Origin of the sequence: Nocardia flavorosea (genome assembly GCF_015477805.1) — a bacterium.
Classification (GTDB): Bacteria; Actinomycetota; Actinomycetes; order Mycobacteriales; family Mycobacteriaceae; genus Nocardia; species Nocardia flavorosea_A.
Genome location: NZ_JADLQL010000001.1, coordinates 700,255 through 723,137, shown reverse-complemented (window position 1 = coordinate 723,137; position 22,883 = coordinate 700,255). Strand labels below are relative to the sequence as shown.

The window sequence follows — 22,883 nt, the reverse complement described above, 5'->3', positions numbered from 1 at the left end:
GGCCGCTCAGTCGAGACTGTCGCAGTGGATAGCGTCGTCACTGCCGTTGTGCGACCGGGTCTGCGTGCAGGTGAAGGTGGCCGGATGGTGCGGGGGATCGGCTAGGTGCAGCCGCCGTGCCCAGGATTCGGTGAGCTTGCGTAGCTGGATATCGCCGAACGCCGGCGACGATGGCGCCGCCAGCGTCAACGGACGTTCCCCCACATCGATGCGAAGCCGGCGCGTGAAATCGGCGGTCGCGCCGGGGCGGATATCGACCAGTACCGCGCCTGCGGGGGCGTCGGGGCGGCCGTCGTGTTCGCGGATGCCGAGCACATCGCCGCGGTCGAACGTCCACGTCCCGTCCGCAACCCGGATCCGGACGGTATCCCCGCCGCCTTCGTTCAGGAGCACACCGGCGAGGGTGGCCACCGCATCGGATTGCGTTGTGCCGACGGGAGGCAGGACATCGGTCATCTGATTTTCTCCGATCTAGCTCGCAATGTGCCACGATCCGAGCGCGTCCGGATCATAACGCCGCCGGCGGACGGCGGCGGCCGATATCGCCGGATTTGCGTCCGCTGAAAGCGGATCTCGAGACCGGTGAAATCACCGTGACGGAAGTTTTCCGGAAACGGGGCGGGACGGCCGGGCAACCCGATGTTTGCCGGACGCTGTCCGCACGGTTCACCCGCCGAGTAGTTCGGGTTTCTCCGCCAGTGCACGCAAACGGCCCGCCGGATCCTCGACCAGCCGGCGGGCATCCAGGTCCAGCACTCCGCCGACACCCAGCACTTCGGCCGAGAGGGTGCCGTCGGCGCGGATCATCTCCTGCCGGATGCGATAACTCTTACCTGTACCCCATTCGAATTCGCAGGTCACCCGGATCTGGTCGCCACCGCGCAGTTCACGTCGATACTTGATGGTGGTTTCCAGGATTACTGGTCCCAGCCGGGCCGCGACCAGTTTGTCCGCCTGCAGGCCAGCGGCGACCAAGCATTCCCAGCGGGCGTGTTCGGCGTATTGGAGGTAGACCGCCTGATTGACATGGCCCTGGACATCGAGTTCGTAACCGCGGACGGCCACGGGGACGGAGAAGGTCATAACCGTGCGAACTCGCTGCGGACCGCGGTTGTTCCCGGTCAGCGACGCTGGGCGGTGCGTTCCTGCCACCACCGGGGCGCGTCGACGAAGTGGTTGTCGTATTCGTCCTGTGACGCCGCCAGTTCGTCGAAAGTTGCCTCACCGCGGGCGATGCGTTCGAGCAGCCGGAAGTAGCCGAAGCGTTGGACACCGGGCATGAGCGCGATCAGGATACGGGCGCCGCTGTCCGGGGTGGCGCCGAAGGCGTGGGTGGTGTTCTTCGGGACCACGGCCGTGCCGCCCGCGCCGACGGTGACGAGGCGTTCGCCGGCCAGGAGTTGGAGTTCGCCTTCGGCGACGTAGAACAGTTCGTCGGAGCGTGTGTGGAAATGTGGTGCGGCGCCGTCGGCCCCGCGGGCCATGGTCACCTCGAGGGTGCTCACCGCGCCGCCGGCCTGTTCGGCGTCGATGAGCAGCCGCATGGTGACCGATTCCGTGTGCAGGGTTTCGGCGTCGTCGGCCTGCTGGATCGCGGGAGGGCGGGGTGTCGGCACGAGGACTCCTGATTATTCGGCGGCTTATAGTTAGATATTTAACTATAACGCTGATCCGCCGCGTGACAACGGGTCAGTGCGTGGTACCGCATCGCGCTCAGGGACGGCGTCGTACCGAAGCTTCCACCAGATCCAGCACGGCGGTGAGGTTTTCGTTCGTATGCCCGGAGGCGATACGGGCGATGAGGCCGTCCAGCACCAGGTCGAGGTAGCCCAGCAGGACATCGGTGGGCACATCGTCGCGCAACGCTCCGGCCGCTTTGCGGCGTTCGAGCCGGGCCAGAGTGGCCGCGTGCAACTCGGCCGAACGCTGCGTCCAGCCGGCCCGGAACTCCGGATCGGTGCGCAGGCGCCGGGCGATTTCGAGCCGGGTCCCCAACCAGTTGTACTCCTGCGGATCGGCGAGCATATCCCGCATCACCTGCACGATGCCCTGATTGGCCGCGACTTCGGCCATCCGCTCGGCATCCTCCTGGGCCAGAGCCAGAAAGAGCGCGTCCTTATCGCGGAAATGATGGAAGATCGCGCCTCGGGACAGGCCGATGGCATCCTCCAGACGGCGCACGGTGGCGCCGTCATAGCCGAACTCGGCGAAACAGCGGCGCGCGCCGTCGAGTATCTGTGTGCGCCGGGCGGCCAGATGATCGTCGCTGACCTTGGGCATGGACTCTCCTCCACAGCGGGGTGGACACGAAATGACAGGTGGTGGTCACAGATACGCGATTCCCCGCCGCGGCCGAGACCGAGGCGGGGAATCCCGGTGTCTACTATGCGTTCTCGTGCAGACCGTGTGGCATCCGGGTCCGGCACGGCCTGCTCGGCCGGCCGTTCGCCGCCCATCGGGTGACCCGGAGTCTCCGGGCGCCGGCCCGCGTACCGGACCGCGGGACCGGATGAGCCGGCCGGCCCGGGTCACGAAGTCCGGTACGCGAACTCGGTAACGCCCGAACTCGCGGTACCTGCGATCAGTTCCGGATCATATTCCGCAGCACGTACTGCAGGATGCCGCCGTTGCGGTAGTAATCCGCTTCACCGGGGGTGTCGATACGGACCACCGCGTCGAACTCCACCTTCGACCCGTCGTCCTTGGTCGCCGTGACATGGACGGTGGCCGGGGTAGTGCCGGAGTTGAGCTCCTCGATCCCTTCGATATCGAAGACCTCGGTACCGGTCAGGCCCAGGGATTTCGCCGATTCGCCATGCGGGAACTGCAGCGGGATCACGCCCATACCGATCAGGTTCGACCGGTGGATACGCTCGAACGATTCGGTGATCACGGCCTTCACGCCCAGCAGGCGGGTGCCCTTGGCGGCCCAGTCGCGCGACGAACCGGAGCCGTACTCCTTGCCGCCCAGCACGACCAGCGGGATACCGGCCTTCTGGTAGTTCTGCGAGGCGTCGTAGATGAACGCCTGCGGGCCGCCGTCCTGGGTGAAGTCGCGGGTGTAACCGCCCGAGACATCGTCGAGGAGTTGGTTGCGCAGCCGGATATTGGCGAAGGTACCGCGAATCATCACCTCGTGGTTACCGCGGCGCGAGCCCAGCGAGTTGTAGTCCTTGCGCGCCACGCCGTGCGAGTCGAGGTAGTCGGCGGCCGGGGTGCCCGGTTTGATGGCACCGGCGGGGGAGATGTGGTCGGTGGTGACCGAATCGCCCAGCAGGGCCAGGACCCGCGCGCCCTTGATATCGGCGACGGGCTCCGGCTCCATGCCCATACCGTCGAAATACGGGGCCTTGCGGACGTAGGTGGAATCGTCGCTCCACTCGAAGGTGTTGCCCTCCGGGGTGGGCAGGCTGCGCCACCGCTCGTCGCCCTTGAAGACATCGGCGTAGGACTTGGTGAACATCTCCTGGTTGATCGCCGACTTGATGGTGTCGTCGATCTCCTGCGCCGAGGGCCAGATGTCCTTCAGGAACACCGGATTGCCCTGGGGGTCCTTGCCCAGCGGATCGTTCTCGAAATCGAAATCCATGGTGCCCGCGAGCGCGTAGGCGATGACCAGCGGCGGCGAGGCCAGATAGTTCATCTTCACATCGGGGGAGATACGGCCCTCGAAGTTACGGTTGCCCGACAGCACCGCGGTGACGGTGAGGTCGTTGTCGTTGACCGCCTTGGAGATCTCCTCCGGCAGCGGACCGGTGTTGCCGATGCAGGTGGTGCAGCCGTAGCCGCCCAGGTGGAAACCGAGCTTCTCCAGGTACGGCCACAGACCGGCCTTCTCGTAGTAGTCGGTGACGACCTGCGAACCCGGGGCCATATTGGTCTTGACCCACGGCTTGCTGGACAGGCCCTTCTCCACCGCGTTACGGGCGAGCAGCGCGGCACCGATCATGACCGACGGATTCGAGGTGTTGGTGCAGGAGGTGATACCCGCGACCGCGACCGCGCCGTGGTCGAGGACGAACTCGCCACGCTCCTCGGAGACCACGCGGATGGGCTTGGACGGCCGCCCCTCCGCGCCGTCGGCGGCGGAGTTGACATCCACGGCACCGTCGTCGGCGAAGCTGAGCATCGGCGCGGGATCGGAGGCCGGGAAGGTCTCCTCGACGGCCTCGTCCAGCTTGCTGTGCGGAGTCGGGTAGTCCTCCTCCACGTACTGGTGGATGTCCTTGCGGAACGCGACCTTCGAGTCGCTGAGCAGGATGCGGTCCTGCGGGCGCTTCGGGCCGGCGATGGAGGGCACCACGGTACCCAGATCGAGTTCCAGGTACTCCGAGTAGGTCGGCTCCGACGCCGGGTCGTGCCACATGCCCTGCTCTTTGGCGTAGGCCTCGACGAGCGCCAGCTGTTCGTCGCTGCGGCCGGTGAGGCGCAGGTAGTTGATGGTTTCCTCGTCGATCGGGAAGATCGCCGCGGTAGAGCCGAACTCAGGGCTCATATTGCCCAGCGTTGCGCGGTTGGCCAGCGGGACCTCGGCCACGCCGCGGCCGTAGAACTCGACGAACTTGCCGACCACACCATGCTTGCGCAGCATTTCGGTGACGGTCAGCACCACGTCGGTGGCGGTGACACCCGGTTGGATCTCACCGGTCAGCTTGAAGCCGACCACGCGCGGGATCAGCATGGACACCGGCTGGCCGAGCATGGCGGCCTCGGCCTCGATACCGCCGACGCCCCAGCCCAGCACGCCCAGGCCGTTGACCATGGTGGTGTGCGAGTCGGTGCCGACGCAGGTGTCCGGGTAGGCCTGGCCGTTGCGGACCATGACGGTGCGGGCCAGGTACTCGATGTTGACCTGGTGCACGATACCGGTGCCCGGGGGGACGACCTTGAAATCGTCGAACGCGCCCTGGCCCCAGCGCAGGAATTGGTAGCGCTCACCGTTGCGCTCGTATTCGAGTTCGACATTGCGCTCGAAGGCGTCGGCGCGGCCGAATACATCGAGGATGACCGAATGGTCGATGACCATTTCGGCGGGGGAGAGGGGGTTGACCTTCTCCGGGTCACCGCCGAGCGCGGCGACGGCCTCGCGCATGGTGGCCAGGTCGACCACGCAGGGCACGCCGGTGAAGTCCTGCATCACCACGCGGGCGGGGGTGAACTGGATTTCGATGCTGGGCTGGGCGCTGGGGTCCCAGTTCGCCAGGGCGCGGATATGGTCGGCGGTGATATTCGCGCCGTCCTCGGTGCGCAGCAAATTCTCGGCGAGGACCTTCAGTGCGTACGGGAGTTTCTCGGTGCCGGGCACGGCCGAGAGGCGGAAGATCTCGTAGGAGTTGCTTCCGACCTCGAGGTTGCCCTTGGCGCCGAAAGTATCGATACTTTTGGTCACGTCAGCTCCACTTGTCGGGTGTGGGCGCCGTCGGCGGGGCTGTGCCGGCGGCGTTACGTCTCTGGCATGAGGTGCCGGCCCGGGATGGCGCCGGTTCCCCGCGGTTCCCAACCCTAACAGTACGCTTGTCCTGTGAAATTTCCGGGGCGGCGCCCGGTCACCGAGGCGTGGCGCGGCAACCATTCGGCGCGGCGGGTGTGCACCGGCCGCTCCGTTGTCGCGTAATCTGCTCTCGAGCTGGACCGGGTTGCCGGGGCGTACCGTCGGGTACTCCCGGATTTCGTGCCCAGTATCGCTACCCCTGTCGCCTCGTCCGACGATGCGGCCACGACCACAGACCGGATGGAAGATGACCGTCACCCACACTTCGGCCTTCTCCCTCGAGGCCACCAAGCTGCCGGCCGGATTCGACGCGGACACCATGCAGGAGGTCCGGTCCGATCTCGCCGACAACGGGGTGGCCGCACCCGACGGAGACGACCAGAGCGAACTGGCCGCAATCGTGGCCGATGCGCGGGCGCACGGCATCGAGTTGAGCATCGTGGTACTGCACGGCAACCCCGGCCACGATTCGGAACTGCGGGATCTGGCCACCGAGGTCGCCGGATTCCAGCACGGCACGATCGCGGTCTTCAGCGACGACTGGATCGGCACCACCAGCGATTCGATCAGCCGGGTGCGGCTCGAATGGGCCGAGGACACGGCGAAGTTCAAAGGTGGTGACAGCGAGGAAGCCGCGCAGATCCTGGTGCAACGCCTCGAACAGACCCCGACGGTGACCTGGACCGAGATCACGTCGGTACTACTCGCCGGGCTGGTCCTGGTGGTCGGCGGGCTGTACTGGGTCAAGGCCCGCCGCCGCGAGGATCCGGCGGCCCCGGATACCGCGCCGCCCCCGGAGGGCACCCAGATTCCGTCCGCGCTCACCGAAGAACCCGTGCGGGAACCGGCCGCACGATAGAAACCGGTCGCAGGTAGGACCGTTCGGGCCGGCACGCGACCCGCCTGCGCCGCCGTGCGCGCGAGCCGCCGGGAATACCGGTAGGTCGTTCGTCGGCGTCGATGGGGCGAATCGTCCGGCCAGGGATCGTGGGTCCGCGTGGTGGCCCACCGGAGCAGTCCGTGCGCGATCTACCGGAACGCCGGAGATGTGGTCGGAGAACCAGTTGATGACGGGCCGCATTCGTGTGCGAAAACGGCTTTGGAGCACGGCCCGGCCACCGGCGTCACCAAGGTTTCGGTGGGCGTCACGGCGGGCATCATGCCTTATCGGTACGTATGGTCGAGGGCGACGGGCGATACCGGCGGACCGACCGCCGGGCGGATACCGATCCGGAGACCGGCTACCGCAGGTGAAGGCGGCGAAAACCGTGACAGTGGAAGCCGGTTGCGGCGGGTACGGTCATCACCTGGAATAGTTGTGACAGCACGCACAGGACCGAGGCGAAAGCGGGGATGTTGGTGACTTCGACGGACGGTGTCAAAGGGGCGGATTTGGCGAAAGAACCGCCGGCGCCTGCTTCGAGCACCCTCGAACGTGACGTCCAGACCCTGGAAAAAGCGATCTACGAGGTCAAGCGGGTAATCGTCGGGCAGGACCGGCTGGTCGAGCGGTTGCTGGTCGGGGTGCTCGCCCGCGGTCACGTGCTGTTGGAAGGTGTCCCCGGTATCGCCAAGACGCTTGCGGTGGAAACCTTCGCCAAGGTGGTCGGCGGGTCGTTCTCCCGGGTCCAGTTCACCCCCGACCTGGTGCCCACCGACCTCGTCGGTACCCGCATCTACCGCCAGGGCCGGGAAGAGTTCGATACCGAACTCGGCCCCGTCGTGGCCAACTTCGTACTGGCCGACGAGATCAACCGGGCCCCGGCGAAGGTGCAGTCGGCGCTGCTCGAGGTGATGGCCGAACGGCATGTGTCGATCGGCGGCAAAACCTATCCCATGCCCGACCCGTTCCTGGTGATGGCCACCCAGAACCCGATCGAGAGCGAAGGCGTGTACCCGCTGCCGGAAGCGCAGCGCGACCGTTTCCTGTTCAAAGTGGTCGTGGACTACCCCTCCGTCGAGGAGGAACGCGAGATCATCTACCGGATGGGGGTCACACCGCCCGAACCCGGACAGATCCTGGAGCCGGCGGAACTGCTGCGGTTGCAGAAACTGGCCGCGAACACCTTCGTGCACCATGCGCTGGTGGACTATGTGGTCCGGGTGATCTCGGCCACCCGTGTCCCGGCCGAATTCGGTATGCATGATGTGGCGAACTGGATTTCCTACGGCGCCTCGCCGCGTGCCAGCCTCGGCATCATCGCCGCCGCCCGCGCGGTCGCGCTGATCCGCGGTCGCGATTATGTCGTTCCGCAGGACGTCCTCGAGGTCATCCCGGATGTGCTCCGGCACCGCCTGGTGCTCTCCTACGATGCGCTCGCCGATGAGATCAGCCCCGAGGATGTGATCCAACGGGTGCTGCAGACCGTCGGCCTGCCGCAGGTGGCGCCGCAGGCGGTTGGACCCGGTGCGCCACCCGCCGCCGAGAACGGTAACGGCCGGCCGCCCGCGCCGCCGCAGCAGGCGCCCCAGGTGCCGCAGACCGCCGGCACGAACCAGTCCCAGTGACCCGGCCGGACCCCCGTGCCCGCGTCCCCATGGCAGATCACGCGCCCCCCTCGTTCCGGTCCGGTGAACTGACCGACCCGCATCTGGCGGCCGCCCTGAAAACCCTGGAGCTCACAGTGCGCCGCCGGTTGGACGGCGTACTGCACGGCGATCATCTCGGCCTGATCCCGGGCCCCGGCTCGGAACCGGGTGAGGCCCGTGCCTACCAGCCCGGTGACGATGTCCGGCAGATGGACTGGTCGGTGACCGCCCGCACCACCCACCCTCATGTCCGGCAGATGATCGCCGATCGGGAACTGGAAACCTGGATGGTGGTGGATCTGTCCGCCAGCCTGGACTTCGGCACCGGCGCCTGCCAGAAACGCGATCTCGTGGTCGCCGCCGCGGCCGCGATCACCCATCTGACGATGGGCGGCGGGAACCGGGTCGGCGCCGTGGTGGCCACCGGTGAGCAGCTACGGCGGATTCCGGCGCGCAGCGGCCGGGTGCACGCGCAATCGCTGCTGCGCAGCATCGCCACCACCCCGCACCCGCGTGACGGGGTCCGCGGTGATCTTCAGGGCGCCATCGAATCGTTGCGCCGGCCGCAGCGTAAACGGGGTCTCGCGGTGGTGATCAGCGATTTCCTCGGGGATATCACCTGGCAGCGGTCGCTGCGGGCCATATCCGCGCGGCACGAGTTACTTGCCGTGGAGGTACTCGATCCGCGCGATATCGCCCTGCCCGATATCGGTGATGTCGTATTGCACGACCCGGAAACCGGGCGCACCCGCGAGTTCAGCGTCACGCCTCAGTTGCGCGCCGACTACGCGGCGGCCGCGCAACGGCACCGGGTGGAGGTCGAACAGACCTTGCGCAGCTGCGGCGCACCCGTCATGACCTTGCAGACCGACCGGGACTGGATCGCCGACGTGGTCCGGTTCGTGTCCACTCGGCGCCACAGTCTCGGTGCCTCGACTTCGCGGGTGCCACGCCAGTGAGTATTTCGAATTTCGCCGCCCCGATCTGGCTCGGGTTCCTTGCCGTCATCCTGCTGCTCGCGCTGGCATATCTGCTGGTACAGCGCAGTAGGCACCGCCATATGCTGCGCTTCAGCAATATGGAGCAGCTGGAGAAGGTGGCCCCGAACCGCCCGGCGTTCTGGCGGCATATCCCGATCATCCTGGTGATCGTGGGCATGGTGTTCTCCACTATCGGAGCGGCCGGGCCGACGGCCGAGCAGAAGGTCCCCCGGAACCGGGCCACCGTCGTCCTCGTCATGGACGTCTCGTTGTCGATGGAAGCCACCGACGTCGAACCGAGCCGGCTCGAGGTCGCCCAGGAGGCGGCCAAGGATTTCGCCGAAGGTCTCACCCCGGGGATCAACCTGGGTCTGGTGACCTTCGCGGGGACCGCCTCGGTACTCGTCTCGCCCACCACCGACCGCGGATCGGTGAAGGCCGCCATCGACAACATCCGGCTCGCCGAACGGACGGCCACCGGTGAGGGGATCTTCACCGCCCTGCAGTCGATCGAAACCCTGGCCTCGGTACTGGGCGGTTCGCAGACCCCGCCGCCCGCGCGGATCGTGCTGATGACCGACGGTAAGCAGACAGTCCCGGATTTCGAGGATTTCGACAATCCGCGCCATGAATTCGTGGCCGCCCGGCTCGCCAAGACCAAGAACATCCCGGTTTCGACCATCTCGTTCGGGACGCAGTGGGGCGTTGTCGAGATCCCGCGCGACGACGGCGGCGCCGATCAGGTCGAGGTTCCGGTGGATGACGAGGCGATGCAGGAAATCGCGCGACTGTCCGGCGGTGAGTTCTATACGGCCTCCAGTCTGGAGGAGCTCTCCAGCGTCTACGACACCCTCGAGGAACAGATCGGCTACGAGATCACCCGCGGCGACGCGAGCCGGCCGTGGTGGCTGCTCGGTTTGCTGGCCACCCTCGCCGGTGTGGTGGTGGCCTTGCTGCTGCGGCAGCGGCTGCCGTAACCGGACACCACCGGCCTCCTGCGGGCCGCTGCGTACGTGGCCGACGGGCCGGGTTCGTTACCGAACCCGGCCCGTCGGCGTCTCCCCGGTTTTGTGCGAGTCGCACAAGTCCACCGGCGAAATATGGGTGGACGTCCCATGCGAATAGTGCCGACGCCGCCAGGTAGGTTTGTCCCCATGTCGAACTTCACAGCACGCTCGGTTCTGGTGACCGGCGGCAACCGCGGGATCGGGCTCGCGGTGGCACAGCGCCTGCACGCCGACGGCCACAAGGTCGCCGTCACCCACCGCGGTTCGGGCGCACCCGAGGGACTGCTCGCAGTGAAATGCGATGTCACCGACAGCGAATCGGTGGATCGGGCGTTTTCCGAGGTCGAGGCGCAGCAGGGGCCGGTGGAGGTACTGGTCGCCAACGCGGGGATCACCGACGACACGCTGCTCATGCGGATGAGCGAGGACCAGTTCACCAAGGTGGTCGATGCCAACCTGGCCGGCGCCTTCCGCTGCGCCAAACGGGCCAACCGGGCCATGCTGCGCGCCCGCTGGGGCCGGATGATCTTCCTCGGTTCCGTGGTGGGGCTCGCGGGTCAGGCCGGGCAGATCAACTACGCCGCCTCGAAGGCCGGTGTCGTCGGTCTCGCGCGCTCGATCACCCGTGAGCTCGGCTCGCGGTCGATCACCGCAAATGTCGTCGCGCCCGGTTTCATCGAAACGGATATGACCAAGGACCTGCCGCAGGAGATGCGGGATATGGCCGAGAAATTCATTCCGCTGCAACGAGTCGGCAAGCCCGAGGATGTCGCGGCCGTGGTCAGCTTCCTTGCATCGCCGGATTCGGCGTATGTCTCCGGCGCGGTGATCCCGGTCGACGGTGGTATGGGCATGGGGCACTGACTCCGTAGGCCACCGAGCACATCTCGACAGCCGCGCCGGCGGTACGGTGAGCGCGGTCGGCGCCGGCAGTCGAGCGCGATATACAACACCACACATCAGGGAGAACCGAGAACTCATGGGCGGATTGCTCGAAGGCAAGACGATCCTCGTCACCGGCATCATCACCGATGCCTCGATCGCGTTCCACGCGGCGGCGATCGCGCAGAAGGAGGGCGCCCGGGTGATCATCACCGGCCTCACCGAGCGCCTGCGGCTGATCGACCGGATCGCCAAGCGGCTGCCCGAGGAGGTGCCGCCGGCCATCGGGCTCGACGTCACCAACCAGGAGGATCTGGACAAACTGCCCGACGAGCTGCGTCGCCTCGCGCCCGAGGGAATCGACGGCGTACTGCATTCGATCGCCTTCGCCCCGAAGACCCTGATGGGTCCGGATGCGGTGCCGTTCCTCGAGGGGCCGAGCGCGGATGCCGCGAAATCCTTCGAGATCTCGGCGTGGAGCTATGCGGCACTCGCGCGGGCGGTACTGCCGGTGATGAACGAGCGCGGGTCGATCGTCGGAATGGATTTCGATCCCCGCACCGCCATGCCGTACTACAACTGGATGGGCGTGGCCAAGGCCGCACTGGAATCGGTGAACCGGTACGTGGCGCGGGAAGTCGGATACGCCAAGCAGATCCGGTCCAACCTCATCGCGGCCGGACCGGTGAAAACCCTGGCGGCCAAGGCGATCGCCGGGACGGCGACCGATGACGCGAAGCAGCTCAAACAGCTGGATACATACTGGGACGGCGCGTCCCCGATCGGCTGGGACGGGGGGGCCGAAGTGGTCGGCAAATCGATCGTCGCGCTGCTGTCGGATTGGCTGCCGGCAACCACCGGATCGATCATCTACGTCGACGGCGGAGCCAGCCACAACACCTGGTTCCCCGAGAACATGCCGCAGGACTGATCACCCCCGACCGAGGAGGAGGCGCCGTGGCCCGGGCGGCCGACGCATTGCTGCTGTTGTCCTTCGGCGGACCCGAGGGTCCCGAGGATGTGCTGCCGTTTCTGGAGAACGTCACCCGCGGTCGCGGTGTCCCCCCAGAACGTCTCGCCGAGGTCGCCGAGCATTATCTGCACTTCGGCGGGATTTCACCGATCAACGCGTGTAACCGCGCGATCATCACCGCGGTGGAGAACGAGCTGGCGCGGTCCGGGCTGGATTTGCCCGTCTACTTCGGCAACCGCAACTGGCACCCCATGGTGGAGGACACACTGGCCCGGATGGCCGCCGACGGGGTGCGTTCGGCCCTGGTGTTCCCCACCTCGGCCTGGGGTGGCTATTCGGGATGCCGGCAGTACGACGAGGATATTGCCCGCGCCCGGACGGCGGTGGGAGCCGCAGCGCCGGAGCTCACCAAACTGCGGCACTATTTCGATCACCCGTTGCTCATCGCCGCTTTCGCCGCGGCGATAAACGAGGCCGCGGCGTCGCTGCCGACCGGCCGGGCCGGGCGCCCGCGGCTCGTGTTCACAGCGCATTCGGTGCCGGTGGCTGCCGACAACGCGGCCGGGCCGCCCGCTGACGGCGGCCGCCTCTACAGCCGGCAGGTCGCCGAGGCGGCCGGCTTGTGCGCTGCGGAAGCAGGTTTCGACGACTATGACGTGGTGTGGCAATCCCGGTCGGGGCCACCGCAAGTGCCGTGGCTGGAGCCGGATATCGTCGACCATCTGGAAACCTTGCCCGGCAAGGGTTTCGACGCCGTCATCGTCTGCCCGGTGGGTTTTGTCTCCGATCACCTCGAGGTGATCTGGGATCTCGACAACGAAGCCGCCGAAAAAGCCGCCGAACTCGGTATCGCCTTCGCCCGTGCCGCGACACCGGGTACCGATAACCGATTCGCCGAGATGGTGGTCGAGTTGATCGCCGAGCAGTTGCGCGGAACACCGGCGCGGCGCCTCGGTGACGTACCCGGTTACGGTTGCACGGTCGACGGTGCGCTCTGCGCCGCCGGCTGCTGCGAACCGGTACGGCGTCCCTCCGGGCGTTAGCGAGGTTACGCGTCCGGCGAACGTCCGCGCGGTCCGGGCCGCACGGTGGCCTGCGGGCCCTCCGCCTCGAGCGGCGGCGATGAGTGGCGACCCGGTTCGGGTATGCCGGGATGCCGGTGCCGGGCGAAAGCGAGCGCGCAGACGCTGCGGTTGCCGTGAGCCCGCTCAGCGAGACTGCGGGGCCGCGGTGTGCACGGCCACGAGACGAGCGGCGCGGATGGCGTCCCACAGGGGACGGAGCAGGGATTCGTGCGCCGTGGCCGCGGTGGCCGAGGTGGGCGCGGAGGCGGGTTCGCGCTGGGCGACGGTGAGGATCGCCGCCACATGATCGGCGGTGTCGAGTATGCGTTTGGCCCGCAACGGTACATACTCGGGGTAGGTGTGGCGGGAGTAGTCGGCCAGTTCGGCCTCGATGAGTTCGCGCGGATCGGCGTCACCGGCGCCGAGGCCGGTGGTGTGGAGCCGCATGAGCGCATCGGCGGCGTCGCGGACGGCTTCACGCATGGCGTACTCGGCCTCACCCAGCGACATATCGGGACCCGCGGCCCCCGGCATCGGGACGGCGTAGACCGTCCACTGCAGGGTCGTTTCGTCCTCGTGGTACGGAATGAGCCCGGTGCCCTCCGCGCCCGGGACCCCGATGAGAATTCCCTCGCCCGCCTCGATCGCATCGGCGGCGAACGCGGTGCCGACCGGGAGTCCGCGGACATCGCCGGGTACCGGCAGCACCAGCCGCAGTTCCGCACCGGGCGCGGCCAGCGCCTGCCGAATCATCTTGAGCAACGGCATAACCGCCGTCCCGGCGTTCTCCCCGAGTGCGGTCCACGGCAAGTCCGTGCGCCCACCGGTCACCGGATCACCGGCGGCGAGCGTATGCCGCGGAGCCCAGGCGTGCAGGGCCTCCAGGACGTCGTCGGGCGCGCTGCGACCCGCGAGCCACGAACCGGCCCACAGCGTGAGGGTGGCACTGGGAGAGCACATAATCATCGAGCATAAAGGGTGCCGGCAGCCCGCGGGCGGCGTCTGCGCAGGCTGTCGGCACGCGTTAGAATTGTTGCCCCGGTTCGGTGACGAAATCGATCAGCCGCTCCACCGCCCCCAATAGCGGCGCCTCCAGATCCCGGAACGAAGTCACCGCCGAATACACCCGTCGCCAGCCGTCCTGTGGTGTGCCCCAGCCCAGTCGGCGGCAGACACCGGTTTTCCAGTCCTCGCCACGCGGGACCCGCGGCCATTCCGGTATTCCGACGGCCGCCGGTTTCACGGCCTGCCAGATATCCACGAAGGGATGCCCGGTGACCAGGACGAATTCGCCGAGCCCGGTGGTGAGATGTGTTTCCTTGGATCCGGTCACCAGATGGTCCACGAGCACGCCGACACGTCTATCCGGTCCGGGACCGAATTCGGTCAGGCGGGCAGCGAGATTGTCCAGCCCCTCCAGATGCTCCACCACGACGCCCTCGACCCGCAGATCGTGGCCCCAGACCCGTTCCACCAGCGCGGCATCGTGTACGCCCTCCACCCAGATTCGGCTGGGGGCAGCGACTTTCGCGCGTAGCCCCTCGACGCGGGTCGAGCCGGAGGCCGAACGGACCGGCCGTGCGGGTGCGGATTTCGCGGGCCGCAGCAGTGTCACGGGTTTGCCGTCGATGAGGAAGGCGGCTTCCCGGAGCGCGAAAAGACGTACGGCGCCGCGGGCATCGGCCAATTTCACGAAATCGCCGTCGTAGCTGCGGTCGAAACCCACCACCGCGCCACAGAAGCCACTGGCCGCGTCCTCCACCACGAGTTCGGGTTCGGCCACGACCTGTGCAACGGTGCGTTTCGCGGTGCGCGGATGGCCGGAAAAGATATCGCCGTATCGATCGCTCACCGGGCCGAAAGTAGCGCATCGGCGGATTCCGCGGCGGCTGCCGGGGCGGGGTGTTGCCGTCCGGCCCCGTGCGGGCGGATATCCCACTAGGCTGGTCGACGTGGCCGCTATTGTCTGGCTGGTCGCCGGTGTACTGCTGGCGGCTGCCGAGATGTTCGTCGGTGAACTGACGCTGCTGATGCTCGGTTCCGCCGCGCTGCTGACCGCGGGGGTGAGCTTCCTGACCGACGCCCCCGTCGTCGTGGACGCGGTGGTCTTCGCGGTCTCGGCGGTGGTGCTGCTGCTCGGTGTCCGGCCGGCCCTGTTGCGGCGCTTCGGAACTCCGCCGCCGACACCGACCAATGTGGACGCCCTGACCGGTAAGACAGCGCTGGTGCTGGAGCCGGTCGGTGAACACGGCGGCCGGGTGAAACTGAGCGGCGAGGTGTGGAGCGCCCGGTCCCTGGACCCCGGGGAGGAGTACCCGGAGGGCGCGACCGTGTACGTGATGAAGATCGACGGGGCGACCGCGGTCGTCTGGAAGGGCCCGTAATGGCTGCATTGATACTCGTCGCCGCCCTGGTGGTCTTGGCGGCTGTGGTGGTTTTCAAGTCGATCGCGCTGGTCCCACAGGCCGAGGCCGCGGTGATCGAGCGGCTGGGCCGGTATTCGCGGACGGTTTCGGGACAGCTGACGTTCCTGGTGCCGTTCGTCGACCGGATCCGCGCCAAGGTCGACCTGCGGGAACGGGTGGTGTCCTTCCCGCCGCAACCGGTGATCACCCAGGACAACCTCACCCTGCAGATCGACTCGGTGGTGTACTTCCAGGTCATGCAGCCGCAGGCGGCGGTCTACGAGATTTCGAACTATATCGCCGCGGTCGAACAGCTCACCGTGACCACACTGCGCAATGTGGTCGGCGGGATGACCCTAGAGGAGACGCTGACCTCCCGCGATCAGATCAACAACCAACTCCGCGGGGTCCTCGACGAAGCCACCGGGCGCTGGGGCCTGCGGGTGGCCCGGGTGGAACTCAAGGCCATCGATCCGCCGCCGTCGATCCAGGAATCGATGGAAAAACAGATGAAAGCGGACCGCGAGAAACGCGCCATGATCCTCACTGCCGAGGGCACTCGGGAATCGCAGATCAAGACCGCCGAGGGCGCCAAACAGGCACAGATCCTCTCCGCCGAGGGCGCCAAACAATCGGCGATCCTGTCCGCCGAGGGCGAGCGGCAGAGCCGAATTCTGCGGGCCCAGGGTGAGCGCGCCGCCTCCTACCTGCAGGCGCAGGGGCAAGCCAAGGCGATCGAGAAGGTTTTCGCCGCGATCAAATCGGGGAAGCCGACCCCTGAGCTGCTGGCCTACCAGTACATGCAGACCCTGCCCATGGTTGCCCGGGGTGATGCGAACAAGGTATGGCTGGTGCCGAGCGATTTCGGGAAGGCGCTGGAGGGTTTCGCGAAGAATTTCGCGACCAAGGGCGAGGACGGTGTGTTCCGGTACGAACCCCCGGCCGGAGACGAGGTCGCGGGAAAGCCGGACGACGATGCCGACGAGGTCGCGGATTGGTTCGATACCAGTACCGACCCCGCTGTCGAGCGCGCGGTTCGCGCCGCCGAATCCGTGGCCCGCACGCCGGTGGATACCGCGGCGCCCGTGAACCCCGGGAAACCGGAACCACAGTCTCCGCCGCGGCAGCAACCGCCGCAGGCGGTGCTGCCGCCGCAGCCCGGCCCCGCGTACGGGATGCAACCGCAGCAGCCCGGTATGCCCCCGCAGCAATACCACCACCAGCAGCCGCGGCCGCCGCAGCAGCAGTAGCCTGCCCGCTCCGGTCGAGCGGATAGCCGATCGGCCATCCGGCGAAAGCGCGCCACGGTACCTCCGGTTGGGTGATAATCGAAACCCTCTGCTGGACACGGGTATCGGGGGAAGTGTGAGTACACGTCGTACCGTGCTCCGGGCCGCGGTGGCGCTGCCGCTACTGGCGGCCTGCTCGCCGGATGTTCTGCTCGGGACGCCGGGCGCGGTGCGGATCGCGGTGTCGTGGAGCGGTCAGGAGCTGTCCTCCTTCCGGTCGGTGCTCGCGGGCGCGCGGCTACCGGAACCGGTGGAGGTCGTACCACTCGGCGACGAGATCTACACCGCGCTCACCGCACGCGGGCGGTCCGCACCGGATATCGTCATGCTCCCGCAGGCCGGTCTGGTACGCGATCTGGTCACCGACGGCCGGTTACGCCCGGTGCCGCAGGATCTCTGGTCCGATGCCCAGGGATCGCGGTACGCCGAGCACTGGCGCCGGCTGTGCCGGCACAACGACCGCTTCTATGGCATGCCCTTCAAGGCGACCGCCAAATCGCTGGTCTGGTACGACCGGGAAGCCGTCGCCGAACTCCGGGCCGGTGAGCCGGCGGAATGGACCTTGCGCGACTGGTCGGCCGGGGTGCGGCGATTCGCGGGTACCGCACGGCGGTTCTTGTCCCTCGGCGCGGCCGACGGCTGGGTCCTGACGGACCTGTTCGAGAATGTGCTGCTGGCCGAATCACCGCAGGTGTACGAATCCCTCGGGGCCGGGGAACGGTCCTGGGACACATCGGCGGTCCGCGATACATTCGCGCGGCTCGGGGACCTGTGGGGAGTGCGGGAGGGTTTGGCCGGCGGGGTCGCCACGGCATTGGTCCGGCAGTTCGCCGACGCGGTGCGTGATGTCTTCGAGCACCGGCGGGCGCTGGCGGTGGCCGCCCCCGATTTCGCCGAGACGGTGGTGCGTGACGCACTCCGCACGGCGGGGCGCCCCGAATCCGCGGTGGGTGTTGTGCCGTTTCCGGCCGTGGCCGCGGGGCGGGACGGACCGAATATCGTCGGCGGCGATGTCATGGTGCTCACCCGCGCCGCGGGAGACCGCGCCGATGCGGTGGTCCGCGCACTGGCCGACGCGCGCGCACCGTTGCCGTGGATCGAGGGCGCCGGCGGATTCCTGGGCCCGAACCTGCGGACGCAGGCACGGTATTCGCCGTGGACGGCAGCTCCGGCCGCCGCGCTCTCGGACCGGTCCGCCTTCGACCTGTCCGACCGGATCGGTGCCGTAGGTGGCCGCGAGGGGCTCTGGCGGGTGCTCACCGAATTCCTGATCACCGTAGGTGACGCCGGTGGTGATGTGCGTGCCGCCACCGATACCGCGGTGGCGACGCTGACCCGGTTCGAAAGGGGGTGGCGATGACATCGGCGCAGCCCGGTGGGCGGGACCCGTCGGTACCGGCGGCGCACCCGGAGACGGTAGGGGTGACGGGGCCGGCGGCAGAGATGACGGAGCCGCGAACGGCAGCCGAGCGGCCCACGGCTACGGGAGCAGGGGGTTCGGAACAGACGCGGCTGAACACCGATCCCCCGGGGCCGACGGTGTCGGGCACCGAATCTGTGGGGCGCACGGCGGCCGTGGAGATGTGGCCGGCGCCGGGATTTCAGGAGACCGAATCCGATCGCAGGGATACCGCCGGGACGGACTCGCCGGCGGACGCAGTGGCACCGGACATCGCCGGGCCGGCGGCGCAGGAAACGGCCGGCGGCGGCCCCGGGGCCTCTACTGTGGGCCCGACGGGATCGCCGATGACCCGGGCGCCGGCGATGCGGCATCCCGGGGACCGGTTGTCGCGAATCCATCGAGCGCACGGGGTGGACCTGGAACTGCCGCTCGTCCGGCTGCGCGGCCCGCTCGTACCGGGCAGCCCACCGCCCCGGGGAATCACCAGAATCGCCTGTACACCCGCGGTGCTGTTGCTGGTGATGTTGCTGATCCCGACGGCTGTGACCGTGGTACTGGCGGTGCGGACCCGATTGTGGCCGGTGGCGGGCTGTGCGATCCTGGCCGCAGCGTTCGTGGCGGTGGTGATGCGCGCCCGTTCGGGTCATGCCGGCGGCCGGGATGGGTACGCCACACCGGCCGGCGCCGATCGTCGGTTGTTCCGGTGGTTTGCGGTGTCGATCCTGGTGGTGTCCGCAATCGCCCTGTACCTGATCGGTCAGCCGTATGCCCGCAGTCTGTACTGGATGGGTTTTGCGGCGGTCCTGCTGGTCACGGCGATGCTGCTCGCCTGGTGGAGCCGCGATACCCGCGGATTGTGGCTGCTGCCGCTGATCGTGCCGTTCGGGATCTCCGCGTTCGTCGCCGGTGTGGCGTTCCGGCTCATCTTCCAGTACTCGGGCGCATACGTCGGCTTCGACGGGTTTCCCGGATACCGCGCGTGGTTCGTGGTGATGCTCGGTTCGGCATTCCTGTGGACGTGGCTGGGTTTCCTCACTGCGCTGTTCCGGGCGAGTATCCGCGCGCTCACCGCCGATCCGGTCCAGTGGACCAGGATCAGCAATCTCTCCGGTCTCGCGCTGTATCGGCGGCTGTTCGCACTGCAGCGGCCGGTGGTGCTGGTGGCCGGACTCGTCGTCGGAGTGGCCGCCGCCCGGGTTTTCGATGTGGTGCTGATCGGTGTCCCCGGATCAGTGCAGTACCGGCTCGACAGCGCCACGGTGCACTGGTGGCGGCTGGCCGCCGACCCGGCCACCGCGGGCGAAGCCGCCGCGTACGCCCTACCGCTCACCGTTCTGGTCGCGGTGGCGGCGTGGACATTGCAGAGCGACCTCCGTGATCGCCCGGCCGGTCTGTCCCCGGTGCCGGCGGTGGCCTATACGGGGCCCGCCGTATCCGGTGGCGGCCTCGCCGGATACGCCCGAACGGCCGGCTTCGGACTGGTGGCGGCTGTGGCGCTGCTGCCGCTGATCGCACTGCTGGTGGTGGCTTTGCAGGGTCCCGGCGGTTGGTCGTTGCGCGCGTTCACCGATATGTGGACGGATCCGGCATTGCGCAAATCCATCCAGGCGACACTGTGGGTGGCCTTCCTCGCGACGGTCGTCGTGGTGGCCGCCGCGGCGCCCCTGGCGTACCGGCTCGCCATCGCCCCGGACGGCCGGTTGGCACGCGGTACGGTCACCGCGCTGGCGGTGCTCGCCGTGCTGCCTGTGCAGGCGTATCTGGGTCCGCTCGACACGTTCATCGACGAGCACGGCCTGTCCGGTACCCGGATTCCGCTGGTACTCGTCCATGTGGCCGCCGGTCTGCCGATCGCGGTGCTGATCCTGCGCGGTGCGATCGCCGCGCCGCGGGGCAGCCCGGCCGCGGACGCGCTACGCGGGATGGCCGCCCCGGGCACTGTCGCGCGCCGGCTGGTCACCGCGGCCGGACCGGCTCTGGTCGCGGTGGCGGTTCTCGAATTCGTCCAGGTCTGGAACGATTTCGTGGTCGGTCTGCTGATCAGCGGTGCGGGTGCGTCGCCGTGGTCGCTGCTGTTGTGGGGCGAGGCGCGTCAGTTCGGGGAGAACGCCGCCCAACTCGCGGCCGGATCGTTGATTTCGGCTGTGCTGCCGGTTGCGCTGGTGCTGGCGACCTGGCGGCGCTGGATCGTCCCCGGCCTGACCGGAGGGGTACTGCGATGACCGAACCGCTGCCGCGTTCCGCGGTGGTACCGGGAGTACTCGGCGGCCTGTCTGTTCTCGCCACCACTCTGCTGCTGGAACTGGGTCGCACGCTGGTGATGAACTCCTTCGGCGAAAGCGACGGGGTCCGGCTGCTTTCGTCCGGATTGCGGTGGCTGGCCGTGCTGATCGTGGTGCTGGCCGTGCTGTACGCCGGTTACCGGTTCGCGATGGAGCGGCGAGCGCGTCTGCGGCTCGTTGCTCGCCGGGACACGCTCGCGGTGCTGGACGGGACACGTCCGGCGGGGCCGCCCGTTACCCGAGATATCGCCGCGCCGACGGATTCCCCGCATATCCCCGGCTGGCGCAGTGACGTGGTCGCCGCGCTGCGAGAACTGCCGGTGCGCAGCTACGACACCGCGACCCTGCACGCGGTGCTGGCCGCGGTGGCGGCTGTGCACGATGATCTGCCCGGTCCGCTGCCCCGGCCCGCAGAATCCGCGTCATCGGAATCCGCGGAACCGGGTCCGCTCGCCCTACCGTGCACCGCGCCGGGCCTGCGGCAGCGGTTGGAACATTGCGGGGTCCTGGACCACAGAGCTGACCACTATGTGCTGGTGAAGGTGCCGGAAGCGCCGGGGGCGCCGCAGGTGCGGGCCGGTTCGATCTGGCCGGCGGCGCTGTACGCCTTGCTGTCGCACTGTGCGGGGCAGGCGGCGAGCTGGGCAGTCGCTTTGACCAGGATCCCGTTCGCGCCCGGCGCCCGGCGCTGGTTCACGGTGGAGCAGGCATATCTGGTGGCGCTCGTGGAACGGGTGTGCGCGCCGCCCGGAACCGGCGGCCGGTCGGCCGGTCACCCCGATGGTGTCCGGTCGATTCCCCCGGCCACGGTCGTACAGTTGGTGCGGATCGCCGATGCACTGGATATCTGGTACTCGCATCAGGTCCGGAGGTCGGACGACCAGAGCGCCGCGGTTGCGGCGACCCTCGGCCGGCTCACCGAACGGTCGGCGATGAGCTGGTACACGCGGTCGATGGAGTTACGGCAGCCGCAAACCCGCGGACCCGGGCAGCGACCTGCGGGAGCCGGTGCCGGGGCACAGGAGCATCGGCTGCAGACCGCCGGCGACCCGGCGGCCCATCCGGAGCCGCCCCGGCGGGGGGACTCGCAGGAACACCCCGCCGGGCCACCCTGCGGGGTACGACGACAGGCAACCGGTCTCGCTGCCCGGTGGCAGCACCGCGCGGCGCTGGAGCAACTGAGTACAGCCGGAACGGCACGCGAGCTCGAGGCCGCCGTCCAGCTTCTGCGGGCGGCATGGTGGCGGTTGCCGCGCGAGGATGCGACCAACCAGGTGCGTGTGCTCGCGAACCTGGCGGTCGCGCATATCGAACAGGGCCGGCTGGATGCGGCGGCGGACCGGCTCGAGCTGGCCGCGGTGCGCGCCGCCGGCGAAGAGGACGACGATGGCCGGGCGCTCGTTCACGAATTGGACGGCGCGGTGTGCTGGGCGCGCGGTGAGCCCCGCAGCGCGCTGCGGCATTGGCAGCGAGCGCTCACCCTGTACGAGGATCTGGCCGATGATCGTGGTATCGCGAGGTGCCTGCACCATATCGGTTCGGCGGTGCTCGTCGTGCCCGAGCACGCCGACGTGGTGCTCGGTGACGACCCGCTACCGGCAGCCCGTGATATCTCGCGTAACGCACAGGACTGGCTGGGCGAAGCCGCGGCGCGGCGGACGGGCGGGCCGCTGCCACGGGTCGACCGCCGCCCGCTGCGGGCCGGCGGCGAAACCGGCGGAGTCGGCCCGGAATCGGACGGCGGGTAGGCGTATCCCCGTCGGTGACCGGGCGGCATGGCTACCGGACGGCCCTGCTCTCGTCCGGCGCTGTGGCACCGGTTTCGCCGGGCAGCGTGGCCGGATCGCTCGCGACCGGTTTCCAGCGCTGATCGATCAGCAGGCCGAGGCAGCCGGCGGCGATACAGGCGATCGATACACCGATCATCACCGGATGCGTGCCGCCGGTCAGTGCATCGGCGAGTACCACGGTGGCCGCGGTGCCGGGCAGGATGCCCACGATAGTGGCGCCGAGATAGGGCCAGAACCGGATCGAGGACAGCGCGCAGGAGTAGTTGACGACGGAGAACGGCGCGAAGGCGATAAGCCGCAGTGCGCCGACCGCGAGCCAGCCGCGGCGATGGAGGCGATCGTCGATGATCTGCACCGTGGGGTGGTTCAGATAGGGCGCGACCCGGGCCCGGCCGAATGCGCGGACGAGAAGGAAGGCCACCGCGGCGCTCAGCAGCGAGGCGGTGACCGCCACACCGAGACCGAGGACCGGGCCGAAGAGCAGTCCTGATGCCACCGTGAATACGGTGCGGGGGACGGGCGCGATGATGATCAGGGTATGTGCCGCGAAGAACGCTATCGGGAACCAAGGCCCGGCGTCTCGGGCCCATTCCTGGATCTGGCGGGGGTCGGGGAGCGGGGTGATCAGCGCCGCCGTGCAGACGACCGCGGCGAGGCACAGCACGAGGACCAGCCGGCGGTCGCGGAGGATGCGGGGCACCGGGCGAGATTACCGAGTGGTGTCTGCGTTGCGGCAATCGGTGCCGACGCTGTGGCCGGGCACGGTAACGGCGCGCGGCGATTGTGCCC

The 22,883-nt window shown here is 68.4% G+C and carries 20 protein-coding genes; 12 read left to right on the top strand and 8 right to left on the bottom strand.

The window, feature by feature from the left end:
* Positions 1 to 6 precede the first annotated feature (6 nt).
* The 5 genes from IU448_RS03305 to IU448_RS03285 form a co-directional block, all read right to left on the bottom strand.
* On the bottom strand, positions 7 to 456 hold the full coding sequence (locus IU448_RS03305) for a hypothetical protein (protein WP_195053981.1): 450 nt from the start codon (positions 454 to 456) through the stop codon (positions 7 to 9).
* Between the two features lie 210 nt (positions 457 to 666).
* Positions 667 to 1,083 carry an acyl-CoA thioesterase gene (locus IU448_RS03300; RefSeq protein WP_195053980.1) on the bottom strand — a complete coding sequence of 139 codons (417 nt, stop codon included), beginning with the start codon at positions 1,081 to 1,083 and terminating at the stop codon, positions 667 to 669.
* A gap of 38 nt (positions 1,084 to 1,121) precedes the next feature.
* Positions 1,122 to 1,616, bottom strand: a complete 495-nt coding sequence (locus tag IU448_RS03295) for a cupin domain-containing protein (RefSeq protein WP_324188493.1) — start codon at positions 1,614 to 1,616, stop codon at positions 1,122 to 1,124.
* A 97-nt stretch (positions 1,617 to 1,713) separates the two neighbouring features.
* Entirely contained in the window at positions 1,714 to 2,280 is a 567-nt protein-coding gene (locus tag IU448_RS03290) for a TetR/AcrR family transcriptional regulator (RefSeq protein WP_195053979.1), read from the bottom strand.
* Between the two features lie 301 nt (positions 2,281 to 2,581).
* Positions 2,582 to 5,389 carry an aconitate hydratase gene (locus tag IU448_RS03285; protein ID WP_195053978.1) on the bottom strand — a complete coding sequence of 936 codons (2,808 nt, stop codon included), beginning with the start codon at positions 5,387 to 5,389 and terminating at the stop codon, positions 2,582 to 2,584.
* Between the two features lie 349 nt (positions 5,390 to 5,738).
* Here IU448_RS03285 and IU448_RS03280 point away from each other — a divergent pair, with 349 nt between their 5' ends.
* The 7 genes from IU448_RS03280 to IU448_RS03250 all read left to right on the top strand — a co-directional run bounded on the left by IU448_RS03280 (position 5,739) and on the right by IU448_RS03250 (position 12,905).
* Positions 5,739 to 6,350, top strand: coding sequence for a DUF6676 family protein (locus IU448_RS03280; RefSeq protein ID WP_228812007.1), 612 nt, complete (start codon positions 5,739 to 5,741; stop codon positions 6,348 to 6,350).
* Positions 6,351 to 6,844: 494 nt separating this feature from the next.
* On the top strand, positions 6,845 to 7,999 hold the full coding sequence (locus tag IU448_RS03275; protein ID WP_228812006.1) for an AAA family ATPase: 1,155 nt from the start codon (positions 6,845 to 6,847) through the stop codon (positions 7,997 to 7,999).
* A 29-nt stretch (positions 8,000 to 8,028) separates the two neighbouring features.
* A complete protein-coding gene (locus IU448_RS03270; protein ID WP_195053977.1) occupies positions 8,029 to 8,979 on the top strand; it encodes a DUF58 domain-containing protein in 951 nt (316 codons plus the stop codon).
* Positions 8,976 to 9,977, top strand: a complete 1,002-nt coding sequence (locus IU448_RS03265) for a VWA domain-containing protein (protein ID WP_195053976.1) — start codon at positions 8,976 to 8,978, stop codon at positions 9,975 to 9,977. The genes IU448_RS03270 and IU448_RS03265 overlap by 4 nt, the downstream gene beginning before the upstream one ends.
* Positions 9,978 to 10,154: 177 nt before the next feature.
* The gene (fabG1, locus tag IU448_RS03260; protein WP_195053975.1) at positions 10,155 to 10,871 is read left to right on the top strand and encodes a 3-oxoacyl-ACP reductase FabG1; all 717 of its coding nucleotides are present in this window, start codon (positions 10,155 to 10,157) and stop codon (positions 10,869 to 10,871) included.
* Positions 10,872 to 10,986: 115 nt separating this feature from the next.
* Positions 10,987 to 11,820: an NADH-dependent enoyl-ACP reductase InhA gene (gene inhA / locus IU448_RS03255; RefSeq protein WP_195053974.1), complete on the top strand. Its 834-nt coding sequence runs from the start codon at positions 10,987 to 10,989 to the stop codon at positions 11,818 to 11,820.
* Positions 11,821 to 11,846: 26 nt separating this feature from the next.
* Positions 11,847 to 12,905: a ferrochelatase gene (locus tag IU448_RS03250; protein ID WP_195053973.1), complete on the top strand. Its 1,059-nt coding sequence runs from the start codon at positions 11,847 to 11,849 to the stop codon at positions 12,903 to 12,905.
* Positions 12,906 to 13,070: 165 nt separating this feature from the next.
* Here IU448_RS03250 and IU448_RS03245 read toward each other — a convergent pair whose 3' ends face one another.
* Positions 13,071 to 13,886 (bottom strand): hypothetical protein, encoded by an 816-nt coding sequence (locus tag IU448_RS03245; RefSeq protein ID WP_195053972.1) that lies wholly within the window; start codon positions 13,884 to 13,886, stop codon positions 13,071 to 13,073.
* 64 nt (positions 13,887 to 13,950) lie between these two features.
* Complete coding sequence (locus tag IU448_RS03240; RefSeq protein WP_195053971.1) at positions 13,951 to 14,778, bottom strand: DUF3097 domain-containing protein; 828 nt, start codon at positions 14,776 to 14,778, stop codon at positions 13,951 to 13,953.
* A 100-nt stretch (positions 14,779 to 14,878) separates the two neighbouring features.
* Here IU448_RS03240 and IU448_RS03235 point away from each other — a divergent pair, with 100 nt between their 5' ends.
* The 5 genes from IU448_RS03235 to IU448_RS03215 all read left to right on the top strand — a co-directional run bounded on the left by IU448_RS03235 (position 14,879) and on the right by IU448_RS03215 (position 22,052).
* On the top strand, positions 14,879 to 15,310 hold the full coding sequence (locus IU448_RS03235; RefSeq protein WP_195053970.1) for an NfeD family protein: 432 nt from the start codon (positions 14,879 to 14,881) through the stop codon (positions 15,308 to 15,310).
* Positions 15,310 to 16,581, top strand: a complete 1,272-nt coding sequence (locus IU448_RS03230; RefSeq protein WP_228812005.1) for an SPFH domain-containing protein — start codon at positions 15,310 to 15,312, stop codon at positions 16,579 to 16,581. The genes IU448_RS03235 and IU448_RS03230 overlap by 1 nt, the downstream gene beginning before the upstream one ends.
* A gap of 115 nt (positions 16,582 to 16,696) precedes the next feature.
* The gene (locus tag IU448_RS03225) at positions 16,697 to 17,980 is read left to right on the top strand and encodes an ABC transporter substrate-binding protein (protein WP_324188492.1); all 1,284 of its coding nucleotides are present in this window, start codon (positions 16,697 to 16,699) and stop codon (positions 17,978 to 17,980) included.
* A gap of 386 nt (positions 17,981 to 18,366) precedes the next feature.
* Positions 18,367 to 20,244, top strand: coding sequence for a hypothetical protein (locus tag IU448_RS03220; protein ID WP_195053969.1), 1,878 nt, complete (start codon positions 18,367 to 18,369; stop codon positions 20,242 to 20,244).
* On the top strand, positions 20,241 to 22,052 hold the full coding sequence (locus tag IU448_RS03215; RefSeq protein ID WP_195053968.1) for a tetratricopeptide repeat protein: 1,812 nt from the start codon (positions 20,241 to 20,243) through the stop codon (positions 22,050 to 22,052). The genes IU448_RS03220 and IU448_RS03215 overlap by 4 nt, the downstream gene beginning before the upstream one ends.
* A gap of 31 nt (positions 22,053 to 22,083) precedes the next feature.
* Here IU448_RS03215 and IU448_RS03210 read toward each other — a convergent pair whose 3' ends face one another.
* Positions 22,084 to 22,794, bottom strand: coding sequence for a TVP38/TMEM64 family protein (locus IU448_RS03210; RefSeq protein ID WP_195053967.1), 711 nt, complete (start codon positions 22,792 to 22,794; stop codon positions 22,084 to 22,086).
* Between the last annotated feature and the right edge of the window lie 89 nt (positions 22,795 to 22,883).